We start from the raw sequence: 26519 nt of genomic DNA on the forward strand, positions 1-26519 counted from the left end.
TCATACTGATATACTTATCCTACAAAATAATTTATGGTACTCTTTCCCTTATTCTCTTAGTATATCAGATATTTATCCGGCTTTGTGCAACAAAGCCATGTGAGATTATAGTATTACTCTGTAAAAACCTTCCTTAAATTTTTGGAATTTGGCGTCTGGCATTCATTATTTCTTATAGAGTACATCACCATGTATATTTTCCCTTTCCAACTATTCATCGCAGCCTCATTATCCTATGGAGCCTATTCTTATATTTGAAGGTATTGAGATATTCCTTCCTTAAAGCCAATAGGTTTAATACCGAAATGTTCAAAAAACGGTCTCTCATCACAAACGTTACCCTCAAGAAGCATGGTGATTTGCTCTGTTGTTATAGGGAAGGATGGTATCCAATCGAACATTTCGGCCATACAACGCATTATAAATGCGGGAATATGAATCTTGTATGGTGGTAAACAGAGCACTTCACCTATGATATCAATAAGCTTGTCGAATTCCATCTTCTCCGGTCCTCCAATCTCGAAGGTTTTACCGATAGCATTTTTTTGTCCTATCGATTTTACAAAACCTGATGAGACATTTTCAAGCGCCACGGGCTGCATTTTATACTTTCCATTACCCACAACAGGCACAAATTGTTGAGTTTTGAGCATATTGGCAAACAGATTAACAAATTTGTCACCCGGTCCGAATATAATGGAAGGGCGAAAGATTGTATAATCAAGTCCACTATCTCTCACGAATTCTTCCGCACGAAACTTGGTTTGTTGATATTGAGTTTTTCCCTGTGGCCGCGCTCCCAATGCGCTCATATGTATAAACCGTCTGATTCCTTGTGTTCTGGCTGCTGTAACAAGGTTTGCTGTACCCTCATAATGGAGTCTCTCAAAGGTAACCCCTTTCCCGGGAAACTCTCGAATAATACCGACAAGATTAATTACCGCATCACACCCCTTTAGTGTATCGTCCAAACTACGGGCATCGGTAGTATCACCATATACGATATCAATATTTTTATCTTTGTAATTCGTGATTTTGTTCTCAGATCCCTGCCTAACAAGGCATCTAACCTGATAATCATTATCGATCAAATCGTGCAGTAACTGCTTTCCAACAAAACCTGTACTGCCGGTCAAAAGTATCTTCATCGTTTTTGCCTCCTCTATCATGAATTATTCGACATTATAGTTTAACGATTCGAAGTAGGGAAGAACCTTACATTCGCCTATATGAACGGGCAAATAGTAAGATTTAAGCAAGGCTAAAGCCTTGCCCTACTTACTCGACAACTTAACCTATCCTCTGTATCTGCATGGTTAATGAAGAGACTGCGCCAGGAATTCTTTCATTTCCCGAAAAACAACCTCCCCTTTATCCTTAATGTATCTTATATCGGGAAGGGATTCGAGAAATATATGCCCATACCTCTTGGTAACCACCCGACTGTCAAAAATAACCACTACACCCTTATCATCACGGCTCCGTATAAGCCTTCCAAAGCCCTGTTTAAATTTAATTACAGCCATAGGTAAAGAATAGTTATAGAAAGCATCACCACCGGAATTCTCAATAGCTTCTGCCCGCGCCTCAATAATAGGTTCTGTAGGTACTTTAAAGGGTAATCTGGTAAGGATAACACATTCCAGGGCGTCTCCTTTAACATCAATCCCTTCCCAGAAACTATCGGTAGCAAAAAGAACGGACGTCTTGTCTTTTTTGAAAGTATCAAGGAGGCTGTGGCGGTTATCCATTCCTTGTTTTAAGCAGGTATAGCCCATATGTGTAATCCGAGGTTCTAGTTTTTGATAAAGATTATCAAGAAGGTTATAAGAGGTAAACAGGATTAATGCCCTTCCTTCAGAAATTTCTATAGTCTTAAAGATATTGTGCTCGAGCGCCAATGCATAACCAGACCCATTAGGTTCTGAAATATCTGTGGGAATGCCAACGATAACCTGCTTTTTATAATCAAATGGAGAGCGGAGCATCAATTCAGATAATCGATCCTCCGGGATTTGATCCAGGCCAATATTCTCTTTAAAAAACGTAAAATTATTGTTGACTGCTAATGTAGCTGACGTCAATAGTATTGTAGGGTAATTATCATAGAGGCAGGCCTTCAAACCATCAGAAACGGAAAGGGGCGCTGTACAAAACCGGATAATAGGATTTTCTTTGTATCTTTTAATTTCTATCCACTTGCAAAACTTTTCGTCCGTGGTGATGAAAAAAGATATATCATGTGCCACCATTTTTAAACGCATCTTACACGATACAATATCTATTAATACCGATGATAAAATATCCTGCGACTTTTTGGATAATTCTCCTATCTTATCTAATACTGTCTTTAACAACAGGGTAAATTTATGGATCTCTATACATAAGGACTTCAGCTTTACCTCTATACCAGCATGCCACAGGTCTGTGGAAGCGAAGTGTGTGGTTATACGGAGTTTCATTTCTTCATTTTTATCTTTTTGTAAACCAGCATTTACAATATACTTGCCTACGGCATGGGAGATATCTTCAAAGACTTCCAGGACTGTATTATAGAGATGCTGTCTTGCTTCAATGATTTCTGTGTTGATTTTGTCAGTAATATCTATTGCTATGGATTTGTCATGATCTGAGCTTACTTCTTTTAGTTTACCTTTGATGTGCTGTAAAAGACCTTTCCTGGCATCTTTTAGATTAATTAATCTTCCCAGTAGCTTTGTTATTCTTAACCGTGAGACTACACTGCTCAGGTTACTTGTTGCCACGGCTTCTAAATGATGCGCCTCGTCTATGATGATTTTTTTGAAGGGTGGCAAGATAGCGACACCTTCGTAGCCCTTCGATTCCTGACGCACAATCAGGTCGGCCATCAAAAGATAATGGTTTATGACAAGAATATCAGCGCTGGCTGCGTTTCTCCGTGCAATATAAAAGAAACATGCATCATAAAACTGGCACTTCAACCGTGTACATTGGTCTGCCTCTGATTGTATCGATTCCCAGGCATCCTCACGGGGTATGAAATTCAGGTCTGCCTTGCTCCCATCCCGTGTCTTTATAGCCCATTCTAATAGGGTATTCAATTGCTGTCTGTTATTGTCTTCAATCAGCGTGCCACCCTCGGAGCGTAAATTATAAACCTTTCTAAGACAAAGGTAGTTATTCCTTCCTTTTACCAGGACGCTCTTAAAATTCAATCCACAACACTTCTGCAGTATCGGTATATCTTTTTCAATCAACTGTTCCTGCAGGTTTATTGTATTGGTGGAAATTACTACCCGCTCCTGATTTTTTATGCTCCAAAACACCGCCGGAACAAGGTATGCGAGAGATTTACCAGTTCCTGTTCCTGCTTCAATGAGGGCGATCTTATGGCAATTAAAGGCGTTGATTACCGACTTTAACATCTCGATTTGCTGTTCGCGGTACTCATAGCGCGGTAGCTGTTGAGCAAAATTTCCCCCGGGCAGAAATTGCCCCAAAAGCTCTTTAAAATTGAGCTCTTCATACAGAGGTTTTTTCTTTACCTTCACCACTGGATACAGATACTTTACCTGGTTATCTGTGATATAGAATCCCACTCCTAATGTCCCCATACATGAAGCAATTTCGATGTCTGCATCGGACGGATCTAAGATACCATCCGGGTGATTGTGAATAATTACATCCCCATATTTTGCATCTTTGGTAATCGCCGGGACAGCATTCTTATTTCCCATAGCATAAACATCAACATCAATTACCAAAAGTTCTTCGTTAAGTTTGCCAATCAGGAATATCTCATTTCCGCCTGCCTTTTTAATGGCGTCTTGAATAGAAGACAGTGCTTCGGGCGCTATAAAATTTCCGGCTAACCATTTTGTCGTTTTCATAAATAAAGTATAAGATAAAATATGTGTGTTGTACAATTAAAAACAGGCTGAAAATCTTGTAAATACTGATCTGCCAGGGCATAAAGATACTAAAAAACGGGAGAACGATATAGGTATAATACGAATTTTCGGCGATCAATTTTCTATCAAAATTCTTTGATTTTTTCTCATATTTGGTATCTTTGTAATCATGGGATAACTAACGAATGGTTATAGGAAGAACCGTCGCCTCTGGTTTTATCCCTTGACTCTTTTTTCCGTTTTCATATAATAATTTTTCTTCGAATCCATTTTGGATTCAGCTTTGGTTCATTTCCTCTCTGAGGATATTTACCATCGTAATTAAGAGAGTAAAAGAATAATAAGTAGCGCAGGGGGATGTTCCCATTATTGGCTGATATCGAGGTCGGCGCTACAAGATAAGTGAAAGGATAGAGAATGAAGAAGAATTATCTGTTTACGCCAGGCCCAACCATGGTGCCACCTGAAGTGGCGCTGGCCGAAGCACAATCAATGATCCATCACAGGACGCCGCAATTCTCTCAAATATTTTACGAGGTGAGCGAGGACTTAAAATACCTGTTTCAGACGAAGGCGGGAGATGTGTTTACCCTTATGTCTTCCGGAACGGGCGCTATGGAGGCGTGCGTTGCGAATGTTTTGTCCAGAGGAAATAAGGCGCTGGTAGTTGTCAGTGGAAAATTTGGTGAACGCTGGGCAGAGCTATGTAAATGTTTTGGTATTGAGACCATTACGATTGATGTTGAAAACGGGAAGGCTGTAAATCCACAAGATATTGAGACTGCTCTCAATAAGACCCGTGGAATTAACGTAGTATTTACAACCCAATGTGAAACATCTACGGGTGTTGTCCACGATATAAAGTCTATTTCCCCTATCGTAAAAAAACACGGGGCCTTGCTCGTTGTCGATGCCATTACCGGAATCGGCGTCCATCAATTATTGATGGACGAATGGAATATCGATGTCGCTATTACCGGATCACAGAAAGGATGTATGATGCCGCCCGGCCTGGCCTTTGTTTGTGTTAACAACAGCGCCTGGAGTGTGATAGAAAAGGCCGATTTACCCAGATATTACTGGGATTTCAGGAAGATGAGAAAAGAGTTAAAAGACAAAACAACCCCTTTTACCCCTGCCGTTTCGCTGGTTATGGCTATGAAGGCAGCCCTGGATATGATCAAAAAGGAAGGGATTGAGAATGTATGGAAAAGACATGCCCGCCTTGCTCATGCCACGAGAGAAGGCGCAAAGGCGCTTGGGTTGGAACTCTTTGCCGGGGAATATGCAAGCAATGTATTGACTGCTATTAAGGCGCCAACAGGAATAGATGTTGATAAGATTATCAAAAAATTACGCGATGAAACGGGGGTAACCTTTACCGGCGGACAAGATGAATTAAAAGGGAAGATGATCCGTATCGGTCATATGGGTTATGTAAATGATTTCGATATTATTGTTGCCATTGCCGCCCTTGAAAAAGGACTTTATGAGGCAGGATATCCTGTGGAACCAGGTAAAGGATTATCGAAAGTGCAATCATTGCTGGTAAGCAAAAAATAACAATCCAGTTCGTCTCATCCACCCTGCTCCGTGGCTCTGTAATGAGTAGGGTGGACTAAGCGAAGCAAATCCGCCAAAGAGAAGCTATTCCTCTAGATTCATTAAATAATCCTTCATTGCTTCTGCTTGTTCCTGTGGTGTTCCCGGAATATAATCCTGGAACTCTCCCTCTCTGAAAAACTTTGGCATCTTTGTACCTGGCTGGATCGATTGCGGGTCAAGCAACCACCTCTTTATCCAGTCCGGTTTTAATCTTGTCCTGGCAAGCATGAGATCAGGCGCCCAGCCCGTTGGGTCACCTTCCGGCATTTTTTCTCCTTTTACGTGACATAAGGTACAGTTGACATCTTTGGATTCAAACAGCTTCTTTGCTGCTAAGAGATAGCCCGGCGATCTTGCCTCTTTCTCCTCTCTATACTCTTTCTTTGTTTCGACTATATACTCATAAGGATATTCTTCATTTTCCCTCATAGCAAAGAATCTGACAAGGCTGGCAGCCTCCTCATTTGGTAAACTAAACGACGGCATCTTTACATCCAGCCATGGTCTCAGATCTATGGGATCTTTTAAGAATTCAAATGCCCACGCAGGCTGAACCTTCTTACCTTCGCCATATAACAAGGGCGGAGCGAATACCCTTGCCTCTTCAGGCACGAGACCCTCATTATCGACATGGTATTCTATAATCGACGATGCAAAATTAACCTTCTTAACCCATTCCTTACGCACGATTCGTTCTGTATCAATGAAGACAGTCTCGCCTGCTTTTTGCTTAAGTTCACCGCTATCTTTCATAAGTTGAAAATATACCCCATCTTCCTCATCCAGCTTTACCATTCCCGTAAGTTCTATTCCTTCTTCAATATACAATCTGTCCACATCAAGCTGGTGGCATCCGGTACAATGGTACTTTCCAATGAGTCTCTTCCCCTCTGCTATGCCCCGTTCGCTCTCTGTAAGCCTGCCGATATACGCATCGGGAAGTTTTTCCTCTTTCAGCCCGGTAAGCAGCACGAGCAATGATTCTATTTCTTCACCAGTTAATACGAAATCAGGCATCTTCAATTGATCCTCAGGTTTTTTGTACTTTCCTTTATCAAATTGTCTTGGATCTTGCAATTTTGCCCGTAGCCATGCCCGCCTTGCCTCACCTGCATTCTCTGAGATATGCTTGAGCCCAACTTCGCCCAGTATTCTTTTTTCCAAAAGTCCAAAATCGAGTAATTCCACATGTTTAGACCCGATAGCCGATAACTCGACTCCAATTTTACCTAGCCCTTCCATACCCTGTATTTCATGACAGCTAAAACAACCATATTTCTTAATTAAGGCCTCTCCTGCACGCGCCCGTTCCTTATCCTCTGACCACGCCACATCTGTCAACCCGTCTCTTGTAAAACCCATAGCTGTCTTACTTATCAGGTATCCAGCAACTAAACTTGCTTTTTCCTGATTAAGCCTGAAGTTTGGCATACGGGTAAGCGGCTCTTTTCCTTTCGGGTTTATAATCCACTCTACCAGATACCCATAGTTTATCTTCTCTCCTATCCTTGCCAGATTAGGCGCAAACCCACGCTCTGTATCTTTCTCATAAGAATGGCATGCCATGCATCCAATATACTCAAAGATAAAGTCTCCGCTAGATAATTGTCCTTCATCAAATTTGGGTATCTCATCATGTATACCGCTTTCATCTGCATGCTGCCACAGATAGGCTGCTATGGATTGAGATTCCTCTTCTGAAAGTTTGAAATTGGGCATCAACGTGGTAGGGCGGAAGGATTTTGGATCTTTTATCCATTTTGTAATCCAGCCAGGTTTTACTTTATTTTTTATATTTCTCAGGCCAGGACCTATCATTCTGTGTTTATCTTTACCGAAACCCGTTGTTTCGTGGCATCCATGGCAGCCAAGCTCTTCGAATAGCCTTCTCCCTTGCCAGAGAATTTCTGCGCCTTTTACTTCTTTGCCTTCGTTATGGCACCGGATGCATGATCCCTGAGCGGATTTACCCCGGTGTATCGGTGTAAGCCAGTATTCAACCTCTCCATGCGCCTTCTTTACCCCTGATGTAGCGTTAGCCTGACCCTCGTGACAGAGCACGCAGCCAAATCTTTCCGGTGGATGATTACCTAAATATAAATCACGATTAGGATGGCTTACATACGGTTGTTCTGTAGATACATTTTCTGTCCTGGTAATACCCACATGGCACGACATACACCGGTCTACGATAGATAAGTCCTCCAGATACATCTGGTATATTTGCAGACTCGGCCGGGTCTTTTTGAAATTTTTTAATTGCGCTTCGTATTTTTTCATTCCTGCCGTATAGGAATCTAATTCCCCGGTATAGGTAGTAATGCCGCGCTTCAGTTCTGTCAATCTCGTCTCTACAGAAACTAAATTGTCTTCAGCCTCTTTTACCTTTGCAGCAAGGTCATTACCCTTCTCCTCCAGCGCTGCAATTTCATGTATGATATATTCACTCGGATCTTTTCCAAAGATATACTCCTTCTCCATGCGTCCATTCCGCGCCACAATTGCCTTAAACCGTAAGGATTCTAATGTTTTACTCAATACCGTTTGTTCTTCTGATAACTTTTTGTATTCATTTTGTATTGGTGGTTTTTTGAAGTCTTCCCACGCATGTTCCAGGTTGTTTTTTGCCTCTCCATAGTTCTTTTGGGTGTCTGGGCTTTCAAAAATTGCACGTTCCTTTTCGTATGCCTGTCTGATTTTGTCTAATTCTAGGCGATAAAATTGCTTTTGATATTTTTTCCACGGCCGTCTGTCAACAGTCTCATTTACAAGCGCCCATATGGTGACTGCTACAAGGATAAAACTCACCATGACATATATGACCAGGTAAGACTTGTCTTCCTCTCTTCTCATGGGATGCAGATTTTTGTTGTCAGACATAATTTATATCTTATATGTTAAACCACGGTGTTACCCATATATATTTTACATGAAATACAAGCCTCAGAAATACCTTTATCGGCAGTGCAACCATAGATAAGAAAAGAAACGCCACGATGGAGTATTTGATAATGCCGAGTTTTTCTAATGCTACGCTCTCTTTTGCCTTCATAAGGCGGTACGGAATTGTTATACCCATGAAGAAGTATCCTATCACAACTGCGCCGCCTATGATAAAGCCCAACAAAGATTTCGAATCAATACCTATGAAACTGGTCAGATCATAGTTGGTTTCAGCTACGATCCGGTGGGGATCCCATTCTTGCCACGGCCAGAACCAAAGCCAACCCGGCCCACGCATGAAGACGCCGATGATAATAAGCAATATCCATAAGATATGAAATCCAAAACAGAAGGTAAGTAAGGCAAATTTTCTTTCCTTAAAGGTATAATATCCGTTGCCTTTGGGATTAAAATCTACGTAGGGTATAGCCATCAAGCCTATAATTATGAGCATAGGAAAAACGACCCCGGCAATCCATGGATCAAAGTAAACAAGCATTTCCTGAAGTCCTAAAAAATACCAGGGCGCCTTTGCCGGATTTGGGGTCATAGTAGGATCTGAATGCTCTTCAAGCGGCGCATCAAGCAAAACAGACCAGACAATGAGGAGGATTGTACAGATGATTACCGTCAGAAATTCCTTTCTTACCAGATATGGCCATGTAGGCAGTTCGCTTTCGGAAATATCGGCATCCTTCTCCTTTGCAAGTGCAGGACCTTTAATAAATGTCAATGCCCTGTATCTTCCCTTCTCTTTTGTTTTTTCTTCTTTCGTATCCATATTTTCTGTTTTTTATTCTTCGGAATAGGCAAAGCGTTTCATCGTAATGGCATCTACAGGACAGCGATTAACACACAATCCGCACCGGATGCATTTTTCTTCATTGATAACCATAACGGCATCCCAATCATCAGGGACTGAATCTTTATTATCTAAAATACCGGCATCCTCAACATATTCACGTGATACCATAGATATACAATTGTGTGGGCAGACATCAATACAACCACCACATAATATGCATTTTTCATCGATAAATATATTAAAATGGCAAAGCAGACACCTCCCGGCCTCCTTAAAGGTATTTTCCTTCGAAAGCCCCGGTTCTGTCTCTGTATGGAGATCCAGCCTTTCTTCCATGGGAATGTTATCTTGTTTTTGTCTGGGTATTGCCTCATAATCAGGTATTCTTCCGGAAGGGGATTGCTCTTTATAATAAAATTTATATCCTGTCCTTTCCTGCCCTGTTAAGAATTTATGTATCGACCTTGCAGCTTTTCTGCCGTCTGCTATCACCTCAATTACATTTCTGGGGCCTGTTACACAATCACCGCCTGCAAATACACCTTCTCTTGTAGTCATAAAACTTCCCTGGTCTATGATAGGCATTCCCCAGTGATTCACCTTTATACCAAACTTTTCTGAAAGAAATCCTATATCTGGTGATTGCCCAATAGCCGCTATTATTACATTTACCGGTATCGTAAAATTGCTTCCTTCAATAGGTACCGGACGCCTTCGGCCTTTGTCGTCTGGTTCGCCGAGTCTGTTTTTTATACATTCGAGATGCGTTACCTTCGAGCCATGCCCTTCAACGATTTTTATCGGTGAAGTTAAAAAATATATCTTTATACCTTCTTCCTCTGCCATGCTTACCTCTGCTTCACCGGCCGGCATCTCCTCTAAACTTCTCCGATAAACGACAGAAACCTCCTGAGCGCCCAGCCTGAGCGAAGAGCGTGCGCAATCTATAGCGGTAAATCCCCCTCCAATCACTACAACTTTTTCGGGGATAGTTTTTATCATTCCGAGGTTTGTATTCTTCATAAAGGTAATGCCATGCATTACCCCGGAAATATCTTCGCCGGGAATATCAAGTGACTGTGATCTGTGGGCTCCCGTGGCAATGTATACAGCCTCGAATTCCTTTAATAAGGTATTAAACTTATCATAGGTATCGACAGGGCTGTTTAAGCGGATATCGACCCCAATCTCTTTTGTCCGGTTCACGGCGTCTTCTATAGTACTGCGAGGTAACCGGTAAGGCGGGATACCTACACTTAACATGCCGCCAGCAAGTGGTAAAGCCTCGTAGATAACAACATCGTGCCCTTTAAAAGCCAAATCGTTTGCTGCGGCAAGGCCTGAAGGTCCTGAACCAATTATTGCAATACGATTACCTGTTTTTTCTCTGTTTCCTGGTTTTCCAGGAAACATTTTGCCGGCGAAATCTGCTGCGCTTCTCTTGAGCGAGCATATGGCGATAGGCTTATCGATTGTGCCGCGTCGGCATGCGGTTTCACAGGGATGGGTACATACCCTGCCGAGAATATGAGGGAAAAGATTTGCTATGAAATTAAGATGTAAGGAACCATCGAAGTCCCCCTCAGCTATGCGTTCTATGTAATTCATGGCTGGCGTATTGACAGGGCATGCATACTGGCAGTTTATGTTTTCTCTGAACCAGTGGTCATCGGCCTTAACTATCTTATAATTCACGGGATATTACTCTCCTTTTTGACGCCTTTTCTGTTCCATCCGCTTATCGTTTTCGAATGCTTGCTTGAAAGTAAGCCATGTAAAGAAAAATAGCAAGAGTATGAGGCCGACAATGGGAATGTTATCAGGTTTTGTTATAATTGCCCGGATGTGTTCCATGATTATCTGTTAAAATTTACCTTATAGTTAGAGTGGTCCAGAGATGCCTCCATCCTTGCGAATTCGCCAGAAGTGCACCATCATAAATACGCTGATGATAAGCGGCAATCCTATACAATGCCATACGTATGCCCTTAATAAGGCATTTCCACCAACGATTGAACCACCTAAGAGCGCAAATCGTATATCATTATGTGCCGTCATTCCGAGTTGTTCTCCAAAAGGCCCCTCGTGGCCCAGTAAGGGCGTCGAACGGGCCATGTTTGTGCCTACCGTTACAGCCCAAAATCCTAATTGATCCCAGGTAAGCAAGTAGCCGGTAAAACTTAAAAGGAGGGTCAGTACCAGCAGAACAACGCCCACACACCAGTTAAATTCCCTTGGTGGTTTGTAAGACCCTGTTGCAAATACACGAAACATATGGAACCATACCGTTATAACCATCAGATGAGCGCTCCATCGGTGCAAATTCCTTAAAATTACACCGAAAGGTACTTGAGACTCCAGGTCTTTTATGTCCCAATATGCATCACGAACGGTAGGGTGATAATAAAACATCAAGAGTACGCCCGTAAATGTTAGTACCAGAAACAAGAAGAAACTGATGCCGCCCATACACCAGGTGAATTTTAATTGGGGCGCATGTCTTTTAACCTTTGCCGGATGCAAATGCATAAAGACATTTGAGACAATCTTTAGCATGCGGTTCTTGGGCGTATCTGCAAAGGTGTGCCTGAAAATAGATTTCCAGACCTGAGAATGAACGGTTACATCTTTCAACATGCCAGGCAATCCCTTTTCTTTCAGCATGTTTCTGTATTTTTCCAAAAAATTTTTGTTCGGTTTATGAGTCATTTTACACCTTCAAGAATGCGCCAGTCTTATTCCATTCCCCCCGTTCACCTCTGAACCTTATTCCTTCATCAACGATTATTTGGCCGTTATCATCCAATGCAACCTTAAATCTTTCCAAAGGTCTTGGAGCAGGGCCCTCAATATTCAATCCTTCCGGAGTAAACCCGCTCCCATGACAGGGGCATTTAAATTTTCCTTCTGCTGCAAGCCAGTTAGGAGTGCAACCCAGATGGGTGCATTTTGCCTCGATTACATACAATTTATCAACCTCTCTGATTATCCATATCCTGAACTGTTTTTTGAACCTTTCGCTTACCCCTGTCGTGTATTGAAAAGGGTACCCGATTGTATACCTTGTTGGTGGTTCAAGGATAGTTCTGGGGTAAAAGAACCTGACAACTGTACCCAATACGGTTGTCAAAAATACCCCTATAAACCCCCACCCGATGAAGTACAAGAATCTTCGGCGATTTACCGGGATCTCTCTCTCTTTTATTGCTATTGACATAACACCTCTGATTTACATTTTCATAAGAATGTTTACGTTTCACAGTCATTCATCGGTACTCCATTTACACTTTTACGCCAATCATATTCTTATAACAACAACAAGACAGTATGTCCATAAAATTTAATGTTAATTAGGAATTTTCACTTTATGTAAGCGGTTTTCAGGGTGGTATGGACAAATATATTTATTTCTATTTAGTAGCTAAACTATGCAAAACGTCTACAGCCCTGTTAAATTGCATGATATTATTAAGTATGAGAAACACAAGGAGTATCCCCGTGAGTGTTAAGGCAATCAGGCGTACACGCGTCTGTGTGCTTAATGCTGCGAGAATCACTAAAAGTGGCGCAAAATGTAACGAGTAAAGAAATGTTTCCGTTCCGTACATAAGATGCAAAACAAATTGTCCTAATAAGATAAGACCCAAAACAATGCGCAGTTGCCGGTTTCGTCCCGAAAAAAACAAGCTCCACAAACCTAAACCAAACAGTGGCGTCCATAGCCCAACGGCAATAACGCCCCAGACACTTCCTGAACCTGGTGAAGAGGACTGGGTAGTCATTATCGTTATTACCTTATCATTGTCTTTTACCTTCTCCTGTAACTTGAAGGCAGGCATTACTATCGAATGAAATACAAATGACCTGGCAACATGTACCCGGTCAGAGAATTTTGGAGGAAGCATATATCTTTTTTCGCCGCTAATTTTATGAAAAAGTAGTACTTTTGGGAAAAAATGAGATTGTATTGTCCACAATAAGACTACAGCACAAAATGCACTAGCCGTGATGATCAAAGCCCGTTTCCGGGAAAATTTCACAAAGGCCATGATGATTCCGGCCATCCAATTGGTTATCGTGAAGCTAAAGGTCAGGACACTGACAATGACATACCAAAACGAAGAGATCTTTCGATGTTGGGCTAGCACAATAATTCCCAGAGATAACAAGATACTTAGTGAGCCAAAAGAAAAAGTTTCCGGAACAGTAAACCAGAAAACTGAGGCTGCGCTCATTGCTCCTAATATGCTAAACAACGTTGCATCAATACGGCGGCACCCGATGAGGCGTAAGAGTATAAACAGGGCGCTAATCCAAAGCGAAGCTACTATAGTAATGATTGTTCTTACCGATTCAGCAGGTGTAAGTTGAAAAATAATACGCAATGCTTTCGTTGGCGGATACGTCATAAGTGGAAATAATGGATGTACGTTCGTGCGCCAATGGTTACCAAATCGATTTGTCATGTCGTTGGTAACGCGAAGAACATCTGTATCAAACCAAAAATCTGATTTGTGATATATGAAATCATCTATGTACTGTGAAAATTGATACGATACAAGGGTTATGAGCGCAATGAGAAACATTAAGGTTAGCAAATCATGTCTTATCTCTTGCATGACAACGATCTTTGTCGTGGTAATTTCTTGGCTTTCCATCAGAATTTAGTTCCAATAACCAAATACTGTACTTCTAAGTTCATGCTATTAGGAAATTCAAAGTTTTTCATTATGGCGTTACAAAAAAATAGGTTCTTTATATTTTATAAATTCCTTCGCATTTTATGTTCCTTTTTTGGGAAAAATGAAAGATTTCATCAGTTGTTTAACCCTTGCATCTTTCAGCAATACAATATATCACACTTTTTATCCCTGTTCTTGTGTGACATGTTACGCTTTTGTGAAGGCACATTTATGTGACATAATAAATACTGACTATTTTTATTATTCGTTCATCTCCTTACCCTCTGCCATAATTTTCAATGAAATTAAAGAATTATTCTCCTCCACAACAAATTTTTATTTATTTTTTCTTTTGTATGGTATGTTTTTTGAGGCTTATAGACTAAGCCTTCGGCGACTTTTATAACAGCAGTGGTAAGGCGCGCCTTGCCACTACGTAGTTTGTTTGAATTTCCTATACATAAATATAATTATCATTACTTCTTGAAACGAAACCTCAAAAGTACAATTCGGAAAATAACTTTCCCTTTGCTTTTCATCTTCGTTTTAGAACCATGAACAAAAATAACAACCTGGAAAATAGTATTCCCCTTTGTATCGATCCGGATGGCACGCTGATTAAAACTGATATTCTGATCGAGGCCTTCCTTATCTTACTAAGACGCAACATCCTGTTCGCCTTTATTGCTCCCCTTTGGCTCTTAAAGGGAAAGTCTTACTTCGCGCAGCAGATCGCTAATCGGGTAGATCTGGATATCCATTCATTACCTTACAATAGAAAATTCATAGGCTACTTGCAGGAACAACACGAAGAAGGGCGATGCCTGATTTTGATCACAACCTTAAACGATAAGTATGCCCGTCAAATTGCCAAATACATTGGTTTTTTTGATCATGTCTTAACGAGTAATGACCATGGAAAGCTTAAGCAGTTAAAAGACAGCTTTGGGATAAAAGGATTCGATTACGCAGGCAATTTACGTAACGATTTGGAGATTTGGCAGCACGCACGACAGGTAATTCCGATTAATCCGAGATCTCACGCCAGATCCACTATTCGTCCTCCTCCGGAAAAGACAACAAGTATCAGACAGGTATTTCACAGATGGTACCGGAATATCAAGGTTTACCTGCATGCGTTGCGCATACACCAGTGGCTTAAGAATCTCCTGGTATTCGTACCTTTGATTACTGCCCATCAACTTAATAATATCCCGCTTTTCTTACAAACCACGATTGGATTTTTCGCTTTTAGTCTGTGCGCTTCCAGCGTTTACTTACTCAATGATCTGCTTGACTTATCTGTTGACCGAAAACATCCACGAAAACGATATCGGCCTTTTGCTGCGGGTACCATTCCCATTAAGCATGGCATGCTGCTAATTCCTGCACTCCTTCTGGCATCCTTTGGCATCGCGCTCTCGCTCCCAGGAAAATTTCTCGCTATACTGGGCACTTACTATGTTCTAACCCTGGCTTACTCCTTATGGCTGAAGAAGAAAATGCTCGTAGATGTACTGGCATTGACAGCGCTTTATACCCTGAGAATCCTTGCTGGTTCATCAACAGTCTTTATCGTATCATCATTCTGGCTTCTGGCCTTCTCCTTATTTATCTTCCTCAGCCTGGCAATGACCAAACGATATTCGGAATTAATTGGGTTACGGGGCCCTTTTGAGAAATTCATAAAGGGACGCAATTATCATATATCCGATTTATCTACGCTCAAGGGACTGGGAATTTCAAGTGGACACATGGCAGTGCTTGTACTTGCCTTGTATATCAATAGCGAGGATATTCGGGTGATGTACACCCATCCCACCATGATCTGGCTGTTATGTCCTCTCGTGCTCTATTGGATAAGCCGGATCTGGCTGCTTGCCGGACGAGGCAAGTTGCATGATGACCCTATAATTTTTGCCATCAAAGACCGAATCAGCAAATTAATAGCCATTGTAACCATCGTTATTCTGTGGATGGCAATATAAGCATGCCCTTAGCACAGCGCTTTGGTTGTCCGTGCTCCCAAAGGTCAATGTAGGACGAGGCTTAGCCTTGCCAGGCGTCTTAAAGAATGCCCTGCGTAATTGTAATTGAGAAATTCCTTATAACGTTAAACAAGGTATCTATATTTTCAAAATTATACATTCATACTCAAAACAACACCCGTTTCTTCTCTTCAAAGATCGCTTCAAAATGCTTGTCCCAATTCGCGCCACACAGGGGCTCTTCTGTAATATCAGGATTTTTACAACCGCATACATACGCATAAATACCAAATGCCCCTGCCCACTCAGTAATTTGCTGGTAAGCCTGTTCTCTGTAGTGCGTATCCAGAACAAATATGCGGGATTTTTCTGCCGATAAATTCAGAGGCTTTCCTTTCTCGTAGTGCCTGAGAATCGTCTGCAAAAACGGTGTATTCCTGAGCGCCTTACAGAGGTTCTTCTTTATCTGCGGCCTCAGGAATAAATAGTTAATACCTGTCGAATTCACACCAAATCCCTGGAGAATTTTAAACAAAGCCGTTAGATTTGGCTTTGTATCGGTTACGCCTGGAATTAGCGGATCTAATTTTATTTCCGGCAAAATACCGATAGCACAGAGCCGTTCAATATTTTGTATCCTCTCGCGTGGTGTTGAGGCATAAGGCTCAATTCTCTTTTGAATATCCCGGCTTATTGTCGTAATGCCAATTTGGACATGCACTAATTTTTTGTACTGCTGAAATACCTGTAAAATTTTTATGGGAATTCTGCCCTTTGTAAGTAAATTTATACCAATACCATGCTCGAATAATACACACATCAATTCATACGTTATATTAATCACTTGCGGTACGGGCTGTAAGATATCGCAGGTGGGGCTAAAGAATACATAGGCAGGCAGCTTTCGGCGTGTCAGCAATTCTTTCTTTAATTTTTCGACCATATTCCCGTAGACATACACGTTACCATCGCCCGGATACATCGAATAACCCCTTGCATAGCAATATGCACACTGATGAATACATCCCAGGGTTGGATTAATAGCAGCTACCTGGCTGAGACATTTTAACGCGGGCCTGGTAAGAATGTGTCCTTTACGCTCGATATACCCTATGTACATAGAATATCTCTTTTGCTTAGACAGAAAAATGGCATCAAAATTTCTCTCATCATTTTACCCCTTCGGGCTTAGGTTATATCATCGCTCTTTTTCCTGTAACGATCCCTCTGTTCAATGCCGTGCCGTATACCGGTAAAAGCTGAATTTCTTTTTTCGTTTTCTCATCCCAAAGGGATTGGATGATGAGAGCAATTTTGTACAGACGATTGTGCCTCTCCTTTACCTATAGTCTCCAAAGAATGAAACCGAACATATCCTTACCTGACAAAAGACTATCTGATGTGGTTAAGAGTTCCGTACATCCCATACACCTGCATATAACAAAAGTCTTGACTCTCTCCATATCCTGTTCAGCTTCATCTCTTGGATGCTATAATCCCGTAGGGATGTCATGATTATAGCAAAAAACAGGAAAAAATCCTTTTGCATTCTTCATTTATAATACCATGAATGTCCAGCATCATTCTTAGAAGCTATCTCAAAACCTATTTCTTTACGGAAACCTCTTTCTCTTCAAATGATTCCAGGCGCGAAATTAAGGTTTTGAAATGACCTCTAAGGAACTACACAAGGGTTATACAATGTGACATGTCACACACACGCCAAGACACACTTGTGTGCCGTGGCACATAAGTTTTACCCCCGCGTCACACTTTTGCCGCTTTCACGCATTATTTGTTCCATTCTCCTTGATGCAAAATTTATTTTTATTCATCAAAATATTACAAAATCACCTTTTCCCTTACAATGGTATATTTTTTGATACTCTTAACAGTTAGAGTTAAAACTACTTTTTTCTTACTTATATTATCTCGATAGAGTCTCGTTTACTCCTGAGTAAATGCGATCGTTTTTATTTTACCGGCAAATCCGAACCAACAACTTAAAATCAAAAGGGAACTACCAAAAATGACTCCTGAGAAAAACAGATTCACAAATCGGAGAGATTTTCTTAAAGATACCTTTTCTGTTGCTGTTGGCCTTGGATTTACCAAGAATTTGAATACAATACTTCAGAGAAATCCTGTATCTTCTCCACCTGCAGAGATAGAAGGCATACCAAAACGCCGCCTGGGAAAAACGGAAGAAATGGTTTCCGTGCTTTGTATAGGCGGATACCATATTGGCCGGATGCATGATGAACACTATGCTATCCGTATGCTCCATGCTGCCATTGACGAAGGCGCCAATTTTTTTGATTCTGCCTGGTGTTACAATAATGGCGAAAGTGAGCGGAGACTTGGAAAAGCGTTGAAATCTCGTCGGGATAAGGCATTCATTATGACGAAAAATCATGGACGCGATGTTGATACAGCCTCATACCAATTACATGAAAGTCTCCATCGGCTACAAACCGATCATATCGATTTATTACAATTCCATAATTTACAAACAAGGGAGGAAGTTGAATCGGTCTTTCGGGAGGGTGGCGCCGTTGAAGTAGCTCTTCAAGCTAAAAAAGAAGGGAAGGTCCGTTACGTGGGATTTACGGGACATAGAAATCCAGAAGTACTTTTAGAAGCCATTCAAAAGTACCACAATCATATTGATACTGTACAAATGCCGGTGAATCTTGTAGACCCGCACTATTTCAGCTTTGTTCAGCAGGTCATTCCCAAAGCCGTAGAATACGATATTGGAATTCTTGCAATGAAAACAGTAGCAAACGGCATATTACTGGAAGATAATGTAGCCACGATAAAAGAGTGTTTATGTTTTGCCTGGAATCAACCTATCAGTACTTTAGTTTCGGGTATGGACAGTATTGAACAGCTTAAAGAAAATATAACCCTTGCACGGCAGTTTAAGGAACTTTCAGAAGAGCAGCAATCTCAATTACTCGTCCGGACAGAACCTTTCGGCGGAATTGAAAGAGAATTTTACAAACACCCATCCCAAAACTGGCGCGTTTATCCTGCACAACCGGTGCATTAATATAAAAGACGCAAAAACTCAAATTCGGGAATAAAAATGATTCTGCAACAATTTCGTTGGAGTTGGATTTATGTATCTGTTTTATCTATCATAGTAATATCAGGTTGTTCCACTGAAAAGCCTCCACAGGAAGCAGCCCAAAAATTTTGGGATGCTATAAAGACCCAGGACATTGAAAATGCCCGTAAGTATGCTACAGCAGAAACACGCGATTTGATAAACGCTTCCCGTGAACAATTTCGTGATACAAATGTCGCATTCGGTAAAATCCTCATTGACGGCGACACAACCACCATTGAGACAACATTGCACCTGTATAAAAATGGCACGGAAACTACGCTTCCGTTGCAAACAATCCTAAAACAGGAACATGGAGAATGGAAAGTAGATTATCAACAGACGCGACAGAGCATAAAAGAAACCGATACTCTTCCTGATATTGCGAAAGACATACAAGAACTCGGTAAAAAATTATCAGATCGTATGGACGAAGCACTTGGAGAGATAAAACAGAAAATTCCCGAATATGAGGAAAAAATAAAGGAATTAGGTGAGACAGCATCGAAAAAAATGGAAGAAGTATGGCAACGACAGGTAGCAGAGATTAAGAAAAGCATTGAAAAATTGGGGAAAATTCTGGATGAAGTACTAAAAGAAGAAGGTAAAAACGATCAACAAGATAAACCATAATTGGATAAGCGCTTAGTTACCTAGGTTAAGCGAAGCAAACCCAACAATAAAATTCTGATCGAAGGAAAAGTGTAGGGCGAGGCTTTAGCCTCGCACTTATTACTTTTCAGACAGTCTCTAAGGTAAATATCTCTGTTAAAAATTATGAGAATTTACGAGCGATATAACTTCTCAATAGATTTCTGACGAATCTATCTACTTCTGAAAATATCTTCTGTATACCAACACGGTCTTTTTCCGAGGTATGCCCTTTAATCCATACGAGCTTTGGCGAAAGCTGGTCGCAGAGTGTAAAAATGCCCTTGTAGATATCTGCATTTCCCAAAATTGTACCTTTTCTTTTACTGAGATAATGAGTACGCCCAAGCCTCTCTCTCCGTCGCAGCAGATCAACTGCGGTACGGCAGTCTGTGTAAACGGTTATCGATCCCATTTCCTCAGAGGTTTTGGTCTCAGTATCTAATCTGAGAGATTCGAGAGCCCAGAGAAGTGTCTGAAGTTCCAGCCGTGTATTTGTTGTATGCTCCACAATCCTTGTTTTCACGACATCCGGAGAATACAATTCCTCTAACGCATTCTTATTCACCAGCACTTCGTCAGGGCAATTTGGAATACACAAAAATCCCCCTACCCCAAATTTTCTGTCTGGATTGTAGCTGGAATCAATAAAAATCGTAAAATGAGATTTGTTCATTGAGATACCGGAATATTATTTTTGTTATTCAAAGAAGTTGTGAATAATGTGTAGGGTGGATTAAGCGTAAGCGAATCCACCAAAAGGAAATCTATTCTAAATTCATCTCATTGATAGACGAAGGTTCTTTTGCCCCCCAATCTGCCGGATATAACCCCTGCATTACTGCACGCTGAAATGACCCATAAGGCCAGTCTCCCGGACTTTGAACATAGCCATGTTTGACAGGGTTGTAATGAATATAATCCATATGCGTACGCCAATCTTCTTCATTTCTCAGCAGATGTTCCCAGAACCTTCTTTGCCATATTCTCTTTTCTGCTCTTTTAGTTAACGGGGCATTGATGCCAATTGAAAAATATCGCTTGATCAATCTCCATCGTGTTGAAAAATCATCATCGTCAAGAGGTAAGCGCCAAATACAGTGAATATGATCAGGGAGGATAACCACGGCATCTATATTAAAGGGAAGTTTCTTCATCACATGGCTGAGTGATTGTCTTAGCCGTATAAGATTATCAGGTTGAATGAGAATCTTTTCCCGATTGTATGTTACAACCGTAAAGAAATACCAGCCTTGTTGACGATAAAGCCTGCGGTATTCGCTCATGATTAGACCTTATTATTATATAATAGCAAAAGTAGGGTGGATTAAGGCGCTGTCTTTTGCGCCGAATCCACCACAATATTTTTATAAAAGGTGGATTCGCTTACGCTTAATCCACCCTACAAAACTGTCATGCTGAACGGAGTGACGCATCCCGACTTAAAAGGTTTAAAATTCCTTGATTTCGCATTATACTCATTTATTGAAACAACGGAATATTGCCTTTTTTAGGAGTCGCATATTATTTAAGCTAAATTATACTGATATGATGAAAGTTTGTCCCCTTTATTCCTTAAAGTCATACAGAACTTGTTTCAGTTAGGCAATAAAGGAGAAAAAATGGCTACAAGTAGACAAAAAATTAAACTTATGGTAATAGGTCTGATTTTAATATCCTGCATGTCTTGTATAACTATGGGAAGTACTTTTCGTGATGATGATTTTAATAAAATAAAACCAAGGTAAGGTGTACCCCATTGTCTAGACAATTTTTTCATAAAAATAAGATAAAGTATTTTGATAATTATCTTAAACTAATAAGGCGCATAGAAACGAAGTGGAGCGTAGCGGAACGGAGTTTCCATGCGCCTCCGCAAAATCCATCCCACTTCTTCCGTTCAATCTTTCAGTGAAAATATTTTTGTTGATTATTATCCCTCCCGTTTTCTCTGATATTATTTTCATTCTTTACCCTGAATTTTCTTCTCTTTACTTTTTTCTTTTTTGGCTTATTCTTGCTGAAAATACACCTCTTTTGGTGTCCTATACTCCAGCGATTGATGCAATCTCTCATTATTTTAAAAATTGAAATAGTCCCTTAAATTCACTATCGCTTCACGCACAGTTTTATAGTCCTTTCTATACACCTCCTCATACTTTACTGACCTCCATAACCGTTCTATAAATATGTTGTCAACACCCTCCCTCTGCCATCCATGCTGATCTTTATTCTTGCTTCTGTTAATCTACCCGTAAATGCCCTACTGGTAAACTGTGAACCCTGATCCGTGTTAAATATCTCCGGATTCCCCACCTCCTTCGCCTTATCCAATGCCTCTATGCAAAACCCTACATCTAACGTTATTGACACTGCCCAGGATACCACATACCTGCTATACCAATCCATTATCGCCACCAGGTAAACATACCCCTGACTCATCTTCACATACGTTATATCCGCACACCATACATGGTTCGGATACTCTATCTTCAAGCCCCTCAATAAATACGGATATCTCTTCTGCTCATCCCTCCCATCACTGAGCCTCGGCTTTGGATAAATCGCATACAAACCCATCTGCCTCATCAGCCGGTTTACCCGCTTACGATTTACTCCATACCCCTCTTGTCTTAACCATTCCGTCATCCGCCTTACCCCATAAAACGGACTCCTCATGTACTGCTCGTCTATACGGTTCATCAACTCAAAGTTATATCCGCTCTCTCCTATCGGTGTGTAATAAAAACTTGACCTTTCTAATCCTAACAATTCACATTGACGGACTATGCTGATCTCCTTGTTCTCCACCTCTACCAGACTCCTCTTCGCATCAACTGGTAAGTCCAGCTTTTTTTTAACCCAATCCAACTCCACCTTCAATTGTCCTATTTGCTGATACAACGATGACTTTATTTCCTCCTCCTTTCTTGCATCTCTTTCCTTCTTCGTTGAAAATATCTTCGGTATCTCGTCCATTACTTGCTTCTTCCACTGTGCTATCTGTGTCGGATGTACCCCATATTCTCCCGCTATCTCACTGGCTGCCTTCTCCCCCTTTATCGCCTCTATCGCTACCTTCGCCTTAAATTCACCACTGTATCTCTTCCTCTCCATCCCTAAAATATCCTCCCTTTTTGAATCTACACTCCTAATTCTCACCCAGGATATTTTATCTTATTTATCTGTCCAGTTTTTGGGGTACATTATAGTAAAGTCAATTTCCATGAAAGTATTTACTTTTGTATAAAAAGTAAAATCGGAAGCAGAGACACAAGATGTTGCGTCTCTACTGATATTACATGGATAAAAAACAGATAGAGAAAAATACCCAATTTTTTCATGAGAAGAGACCGTAAATGAGAGAACAATAACCAGGAGTGTTTCTCTTTAAGTTATCTCTAAATCCCTGATCCTTTCAGGATTTTGCCGGAAGAATTATTGCAATTTTTGTGAACTTTCCTTCAATACTGTTGATCACAAGTTTGCCGCCGTGATCCCTGATGATGGTATGATTAATACTCAAACCCAGCCCAGTCCCTTTGCCGGAGGGCTTTGTCGTGAAGAAAGGATTCAGTAACTTATCTCTTATGCTGTTCGGTATGCCGGTGCCATAGTCACAAAAGGTAATTTTTACATGGGGAAGATCCTCAATCTTCATTTCTTCACCTCTGACCTCAAGGATTTTGTTCTCATGCGCCTCTGTATATTTTTGGTTCAGGGCATAGCGGGCATTATTAATAAGATTGAGAAAAACTTGCTGAATGAGTTGTGGGTTTACTTGTACTTTCGGTAAACTGTCAGGAACATCTAATTTTAGTTTAATACCTTCTTTGCGGAGTTGCACCTCTGTTAATGTCAATGCATCAGGAAGTATCTCGTGGATACCGATAATGCTTTTTCCACTGCTGCCTGATCTGGCAATGGAAAGAAGACTATGAACAATTCTTGCTATACGGTCACCTTCTTTTAAAATCCGACGGGCAAGATCCCTCTCTTTGCTCTCTTCCTTACTTTTGTTAAGCAAGATCTGGGCACAGTTAATAACACCCGTTATCGGATTATTAATCTCATGACCTACGCCTGCCGCTAATTCTCCCAATGCAGCCAGGTGGTAAGTGTGTTCTGCCTCCTTTTCCAGGGCGACCTTTTCCGTAATGTCAAGGGCTGAACCCAATATGCCAACAATAGCGCCTTTTCCGTCTCTTATGGGGGTTCTAATCATTTGCACAATAAGTTCATTTCCATCTTTGATATAGCTATCTTCTTTAGATTCTCTTTGCCCTGAATTTATAATTCTCTTATCATCAGACCGATATCTATCAGCAAGTTCTTTGGGGAAGAAGTCATAATCGGTTTTTCCAAAGACTTCATCCGGTTTTATATGGAAATCACGGGCAAAATTTTCGTTGCAAGAAATATACAGGGAATTTTTATCTTTATAAAATATCCTTTGCGGGAGATTTTCAAGAAGTAGCCGATACTTATTTTCACTTTCACGGAGAATCTTTTCAGCATGCTTTCGTTCGGTAATATTACGGGCAATACCTAAGATTCCAATAACCGACCCTTCTTTAATCAGGGGGGCTACTTTAAATTCTCCTGTCAGGTAGTTGTTCGATTTATTCGATATACGTAATTCAAAGGTGGGTAGTGTTTCCCCCTGCAGAACGAGATACAAAAATTGTAGTGCAACAGCCCTGTCTTCAGGATGAAGTAAGGGATTGAAATTTTTATATAACCAATGATCCCGTGACCACCCGGTAATAGTCTCAAAGGCTTGATTTAATGAAGTAATAGTTCCGTCAGCAGCAAGGGTGAAAATAACATCCTGGGCATTTTCAACAAAGCTGCGGTATCGTTCTTCCGATTCGCACAATGATTGTTCTGCTCGTTTCCGTTCTTCATTTTCTCTCTCGAGTTCTTTATTTATCATGGTGAGTATCAATGTTCGCTCTGCTATACGATGTTCAAGGGATTCATTGAGCGTTTTCAATTCTTTCTCTATAAGTTTGCGTTCATTATATCTTTTCTCCAGTAACAGGGCGGTACACAAAACCATGGCGGCAAAAAGGACAATGCCTATAACTACATACAAAGACAATCCAAATCTTAATACAGAGACATCAAATATCCAGCCGATAATTACGAGAGCGCCAGCAATAAAGAGAGAAATGGTTAAAATTCTTGTGAATAATTTGTGGAAAGGGACTGCACGAATATCAGGTCCTCTAATCATACGCACTACCTAAAAAATTTAAATAATTTTATTTTATCCATACTCAGGGCACGGTATATTTTTACTTAATATTTGGTAAAATATCAATATCTAAGTAATTATAACCAACAGGAATTGTATAGAAATAGTATTGGTGGATTCGGCGTAAAAACCAACGCCGTAATTCACCCTTATAACTTGAAGAGGCTGGAAGGTTGGAAAGCTGAGCCTAACACAGCCTTGCCAAATACCGGATCAAGTCTGTACTCGTAATAATTCCGACAAGATTATTATCTTTGTCGACAACAGGAAGTGAATGGAATACTCCATCACTGAGGAGATGGGCAGCTTTTCGTACCGTGCTATGTATATCAATGGTAACAAGATTCCTTTGCATGACCTGTTCAATCGTAAATTGCTGATCAAGCATCGTATCAATCGACCAACTGTTTGTACCCGATACGGCAAGGTTCAACCGTAACATATCGGTAGTACTGATAAGACCGACAAGTTTGCGATCATGTACTACCGGAACGTGATGAAGCTGATTTTCAATAAATATTCTCCGGACTTCACTCAGCTTCTGATGTATCTGTACCGTCTTCAGGCTGGTAGTCATGACATGAGATATAGGGTCGAGCTGTTTCATAATCCTTACCTTTCGTTATTATGAGTCTTTATGTAAAATCACTTTCCACTTGTGCAAGAGAGCTTGCATATGTCTTCGTTGGTCAAGTATATTATCATAGCATTTCCTGTGCAGTCAAATTGGAACTTAATTCCGCACAAGACTTATTGTACAGGAATACTGTATAATAAAAAAATCTAAAAGATACCTATACGTGAAATTTGATCATGAAAAATTCATCAAAACATTTCAAGGCTGTACTCTTCGATCTTGATGGGACATTACTTGATACCCTGGAAGATCTTAGCAATGCGACAAATCATGTCCTGGCAAGAAATGGTTTTCCCACTCATACGCTGGACATTTACCGTTACTTCGTGGGTGATGGAGCAGCTATGCTTATGAGTCGTGCACTACCGGAAGATAAGCGAGATGGTGATATCATCCGTATTTGTGTGCAGGCATTTCGGGAAGAATACGGCCGAAATTGGAATAGAAAGACGAAGCCTTACGATGGCGTGGCAGAAATGCTCGATGCGCTGACAGCACATGGCCTGAAAATGGCAATTCTGTCTAACAAACCAGATGATTTTACAAAACTGTGCGTGGCAGAATTTCTGCAGAATTGGGCATTCGATATAGTTCTGGGCCAACGCAACTCATTCCCGCTCAAACCAAATCCCGCAAGCGCACGAGAGATAGCTAAATGTCTGAATGTTCACCCTTCAGAATTTATCTATCTTGGTGATACTGCTATTGATATGAAGACTGCCATAGCAGCCGGCATGTTTCCTGTAGGGGCGCTTTGGGGTTTCCGTACGGAAAAAGAGCTCCTGGAAAATGGCGCACAGATGCTGATTAAAAAGCCACAGGAAATCTTAGATCTTCTTGATTACACATAAGTTGCGCATAAACCAGACAAAAATTGTGCTAACCAGCCATAGATAAGGGAAAGATGCCAGTCATGGCTGAGAGAGCCTGAAAAATCTTGTTC

The 26519-nt window shown here is 40.9% G+C and carries 18 protein-coding genes and 1 pseudogene; 5 read left to right on the forward strand and 14 right to left on the reverse strand.

Annotation, left to right across the window (positions count from 1 at the left end):
- Window positions 1-248 precede the first annotated feature (248 nt).
- Both FBQ94_RS13155 and FBQ94_RS13160 read right to left on the reverse strand, forming a co-directional pair.
- Window positions 249-1148, reverse strand: a complete 900-nt coding sequence (locus tag FBQ94_RS13155; protein WP_007220667.1) for a complex I NDUFA9 subunit family protein — start codon at window positions 1146-1148, stop codon at window positions 249-251.
- A 168-nt stretch (window positions 1149-1316) separates the two neighbouring features.
- Complete coding sequence (locus FBQ94_RS13160) at window positions 1317-3872, reverse strand: helicase C-terminal domain-containing protein (RefSeq protein ID WP_007220668.1); 2556 nt, start codon at window positions 3870-3872, stop codon at window positions 1317-1319.
- A gap of 438 nt (window positions 3873-4310) precedes the next feature.
- On the opposite strand from FBQ94_RS13160, the gene FBQ94_RS13165 reads away from it, so the two are divergent.
- Window positions 4311-5456: a pyridoxal-phosphate-dependent aminotransferase family protein gene (locus FBQ94_RS13165; RefSeq protein ID WP_007220669.1), complete on the forward strand. Its 1146-nt coding sequence runs from the start codon at window positions 4311-4313 to the stop codon at window positions 5454-5456.
- A gap of 84 nt (window positions 5457-5540) precedes the next feature.
- On the opposite strand, the gene FBQ94_RS13170 is transcribed toward FBQ94_RS13165, so the two are convergent.
- From FBQ94_RS13170 to FBQ94_RS13195, 6 genes are all read right to left on the reverse strand, one after another.
- Window positions 5541-8378, reverse strand: a complete 2838-nt coding sequence (locus FBQ94_RS13170) for a c-type cytochrome (protein WP_007220670.1) — start codon at window positions 8376-8378, stop codon at window positions 5541-5543.
- 10 nt (window positions 8379-8388) lie between these two features.
- Window positions 8389-9222: a cytochrome c gene (locus FBQ94_RS13175; RefSeq protein WP_007220671.1), complete on the reverse strand. Its 834-nt coding sequence runs from the start codon at window positions 9220-9222 to the stop codon at window positions 8389-8391.
- Between the two features lie 12 nt (window positions 9223-9234).
- Entirely contained in the window at window positions 9235-10941 is a 1707-nt protein-coding gene (locus FBQ94_RS13180) for an FAD-dependent oxidoreductase (protein WP_007220672.1), read from the reverse strand.
- Window positions 10942-11127: 186 nt separating this feature from the next.
- The gene (locus FBQ94_RS13185) at window positions 11128-11910 is read right to left on the reverse strand and encodes a cytochrome b N-terminal domain-containing protein (RefSeq protein WP_051006148.1); all 783 of its coding nucleotides are present in this window, start codon (window positions 11908-11910) and stop codon (window positions 11128-11130) included.
- A gap of 46 nt (window positions 11911-11956) precedes the next feature.
- Complete coding sequence (locus tag FBQ94_RS13190) at window positions 11957-12463, reverse strand: QcrA and Rieske domain-containing protein (protein WP_007220675.1); 507 nt, start codon at window positions 12461-12463, stop codon at window positions 11957-11959.
- A gap of 193 nt (window positions 12464-12656) precedes the next feature.
- Window positions 12657-13904, reverse strand: a complete 1248-nt coding sequence (locus FBQ94_RS13195) for a hypothetical protein (protein WP_007220676.1) — start codon at window positions 13902-13904, stop codon at window positions 12657-12659.
- Window positions 13905-14482: 578 nt separating this feature from the next.
- On the opposite strand from FBQ94_RS13195, the gene FBQ94_RS13200 reads away from it, so the two are divergent.
- Entirely contained in the window at window positions 14483-15916 is a 1434-nt protein-coding gene (locus FBQ94_RS13200; protein ID WP_007220677.1) for a UbiA family prenyltransferase, read from the forward strand.
- A 166-nt stretch (window positions 15917-16082) separates the two neighbouring features.
- On the opposite strand, the gene FBQ94_RS13205 is transcribed toward FBQ94_RS13200, so the two are convergent.
- The gene (locus FBQ94_RS13205) at window positions 16083-17036 is read right to left on the reverse strand and encodes an SPL family radical SAM protein (protein ID WP_007220678.1); all 954 of its coding nucleotides are present in this window, start codon (window positions 17034-17036) and stop codon (window positions 16083-16085) included.
- Window positions 17037-17945: 909 nt separating this feature from the next.
- Here FBQ94_RS13205 and FBQ94_RS13210 point away from each other — a divergent pair.
- Together FBQ94_RS13210 and FBQ94_RS13215 are read left to right on the forward strand one after the other, a co-directional pair.
- Complete coding sequence (locus FBQ94_RS13210) at window positions 17946-18971, forward strand: aldo/keto reductase (protein WP_007220679.1); 1026 nt, start codon at window positions 17946-17948, stop codon at window positions 18969-18971.
- 36 nt (window positions 18972-19007) lie between these two features.
- Window positions 19008-19661, forward strand: coding sequence for a hypothetical protein (locus FBQ94_RS13215; protein WP_007220680.1), 654 nt, complete (start codon window positions 19008-19010; stop codon window positions 19659-19661).
- A 142-nt stretch (window positions 19662-19803) separates the two neighbouring features.
- On the opposite strand, the gene FBQ94_RS13220 is transcribed toward FBQ94_RS13215, so the two are convergent.
- The 5 genes and pseudogenes from FBQ94_RS13220 to FBQ94_RS13240 form a co-directional block, all read right to left on the reverse strand.
- Window positions 19804-20355 carry a ribonuclease HI gene (locus FBQ94_RS13220; protein WP_007220681.1) on the reverse strand — a complete coding sequence of 184 codons (552 nt, stop codon included), beginning with the start codon at window positions 20353-20355 and terminating at the stop codon, window positions 19804-19806.
- Between the two features lie 91 nt (window positions 20356-20446).
- The gene (locus FBQ94_RS13225; protein WP_007220682.1) at window positions 20447-20965 is read right to left on the reverse strand and encodes an REP-associated tyrosine transposase; all 519 of its coding nucleotides are present in this window, start codon (window positions 20963-20965) and stop codon (window positions 20447-20449) included.
- A 797-nt stretch (window positions 20966-21762) separates the two neighbouring features.
- Window positions 21763-22796: pseudogene (locus FBQ94_RS13230) on the reverse strand (IS3 family transposase); the annotation flags it as partial.
- 301 nt (window positions 22797-23097) lie between these two features.
- Window positions 23098-24918 (reverse strand): PAS domain-containing sensor histidine kinase, encoded by a 1821-nt coding sequence (locus FBQ94_RS13235; protein WP_007220685.1) that lies wholly within the window; start codon window positions 24916-24918, stop codon window positions 23098-23100.
- A 208-nt stretch (window positions 24919-25126) separates the two neighbouring features.
- Window positions 25127-25546 carry a CBS domain-containing protein gene (locus FBQ94_RS13240; RefSeq protein ID WP_007220686.1) on the reverse strand — a complete coding sequence of 140 codons (420 nt, stop codon included), beginning with the start codon at window positions 25544-25546 and terminating at the stop codon, window positions 25127-25129.
- 206 nt (window positions 25547-25752) lie between these two features.
- Here FBQ94_RS13240 and FBQ94_RS13245 point away from each other — a divergent pair, with 206 nt between their 5' ends.
- Window positions 25753-26427 carry an HAD family hydrolase gene (locus FBQ94_RS13245; protein ID WP_007220687.1) on the forward strand — a complete coding sequence of 225 codons (675 nt, stop codon included), beginning with the start codon at window positions 25753-25755 and terminating at the stop codon, window positions 26425-26427.
- The last annotated feature ends 92 nt before the right edge of the window (window positions 26428-26519 follow it).

The organism is Candidatus Jettenia sp. AMX1, from assembly GCF_030263775.1.
Classification (GTDB): domain Bacteria; phylum Planctomycetota; class Brocadiia; order Brocadiales; family Brocadiaceae; genus Jettenia; species Jettenia caeni.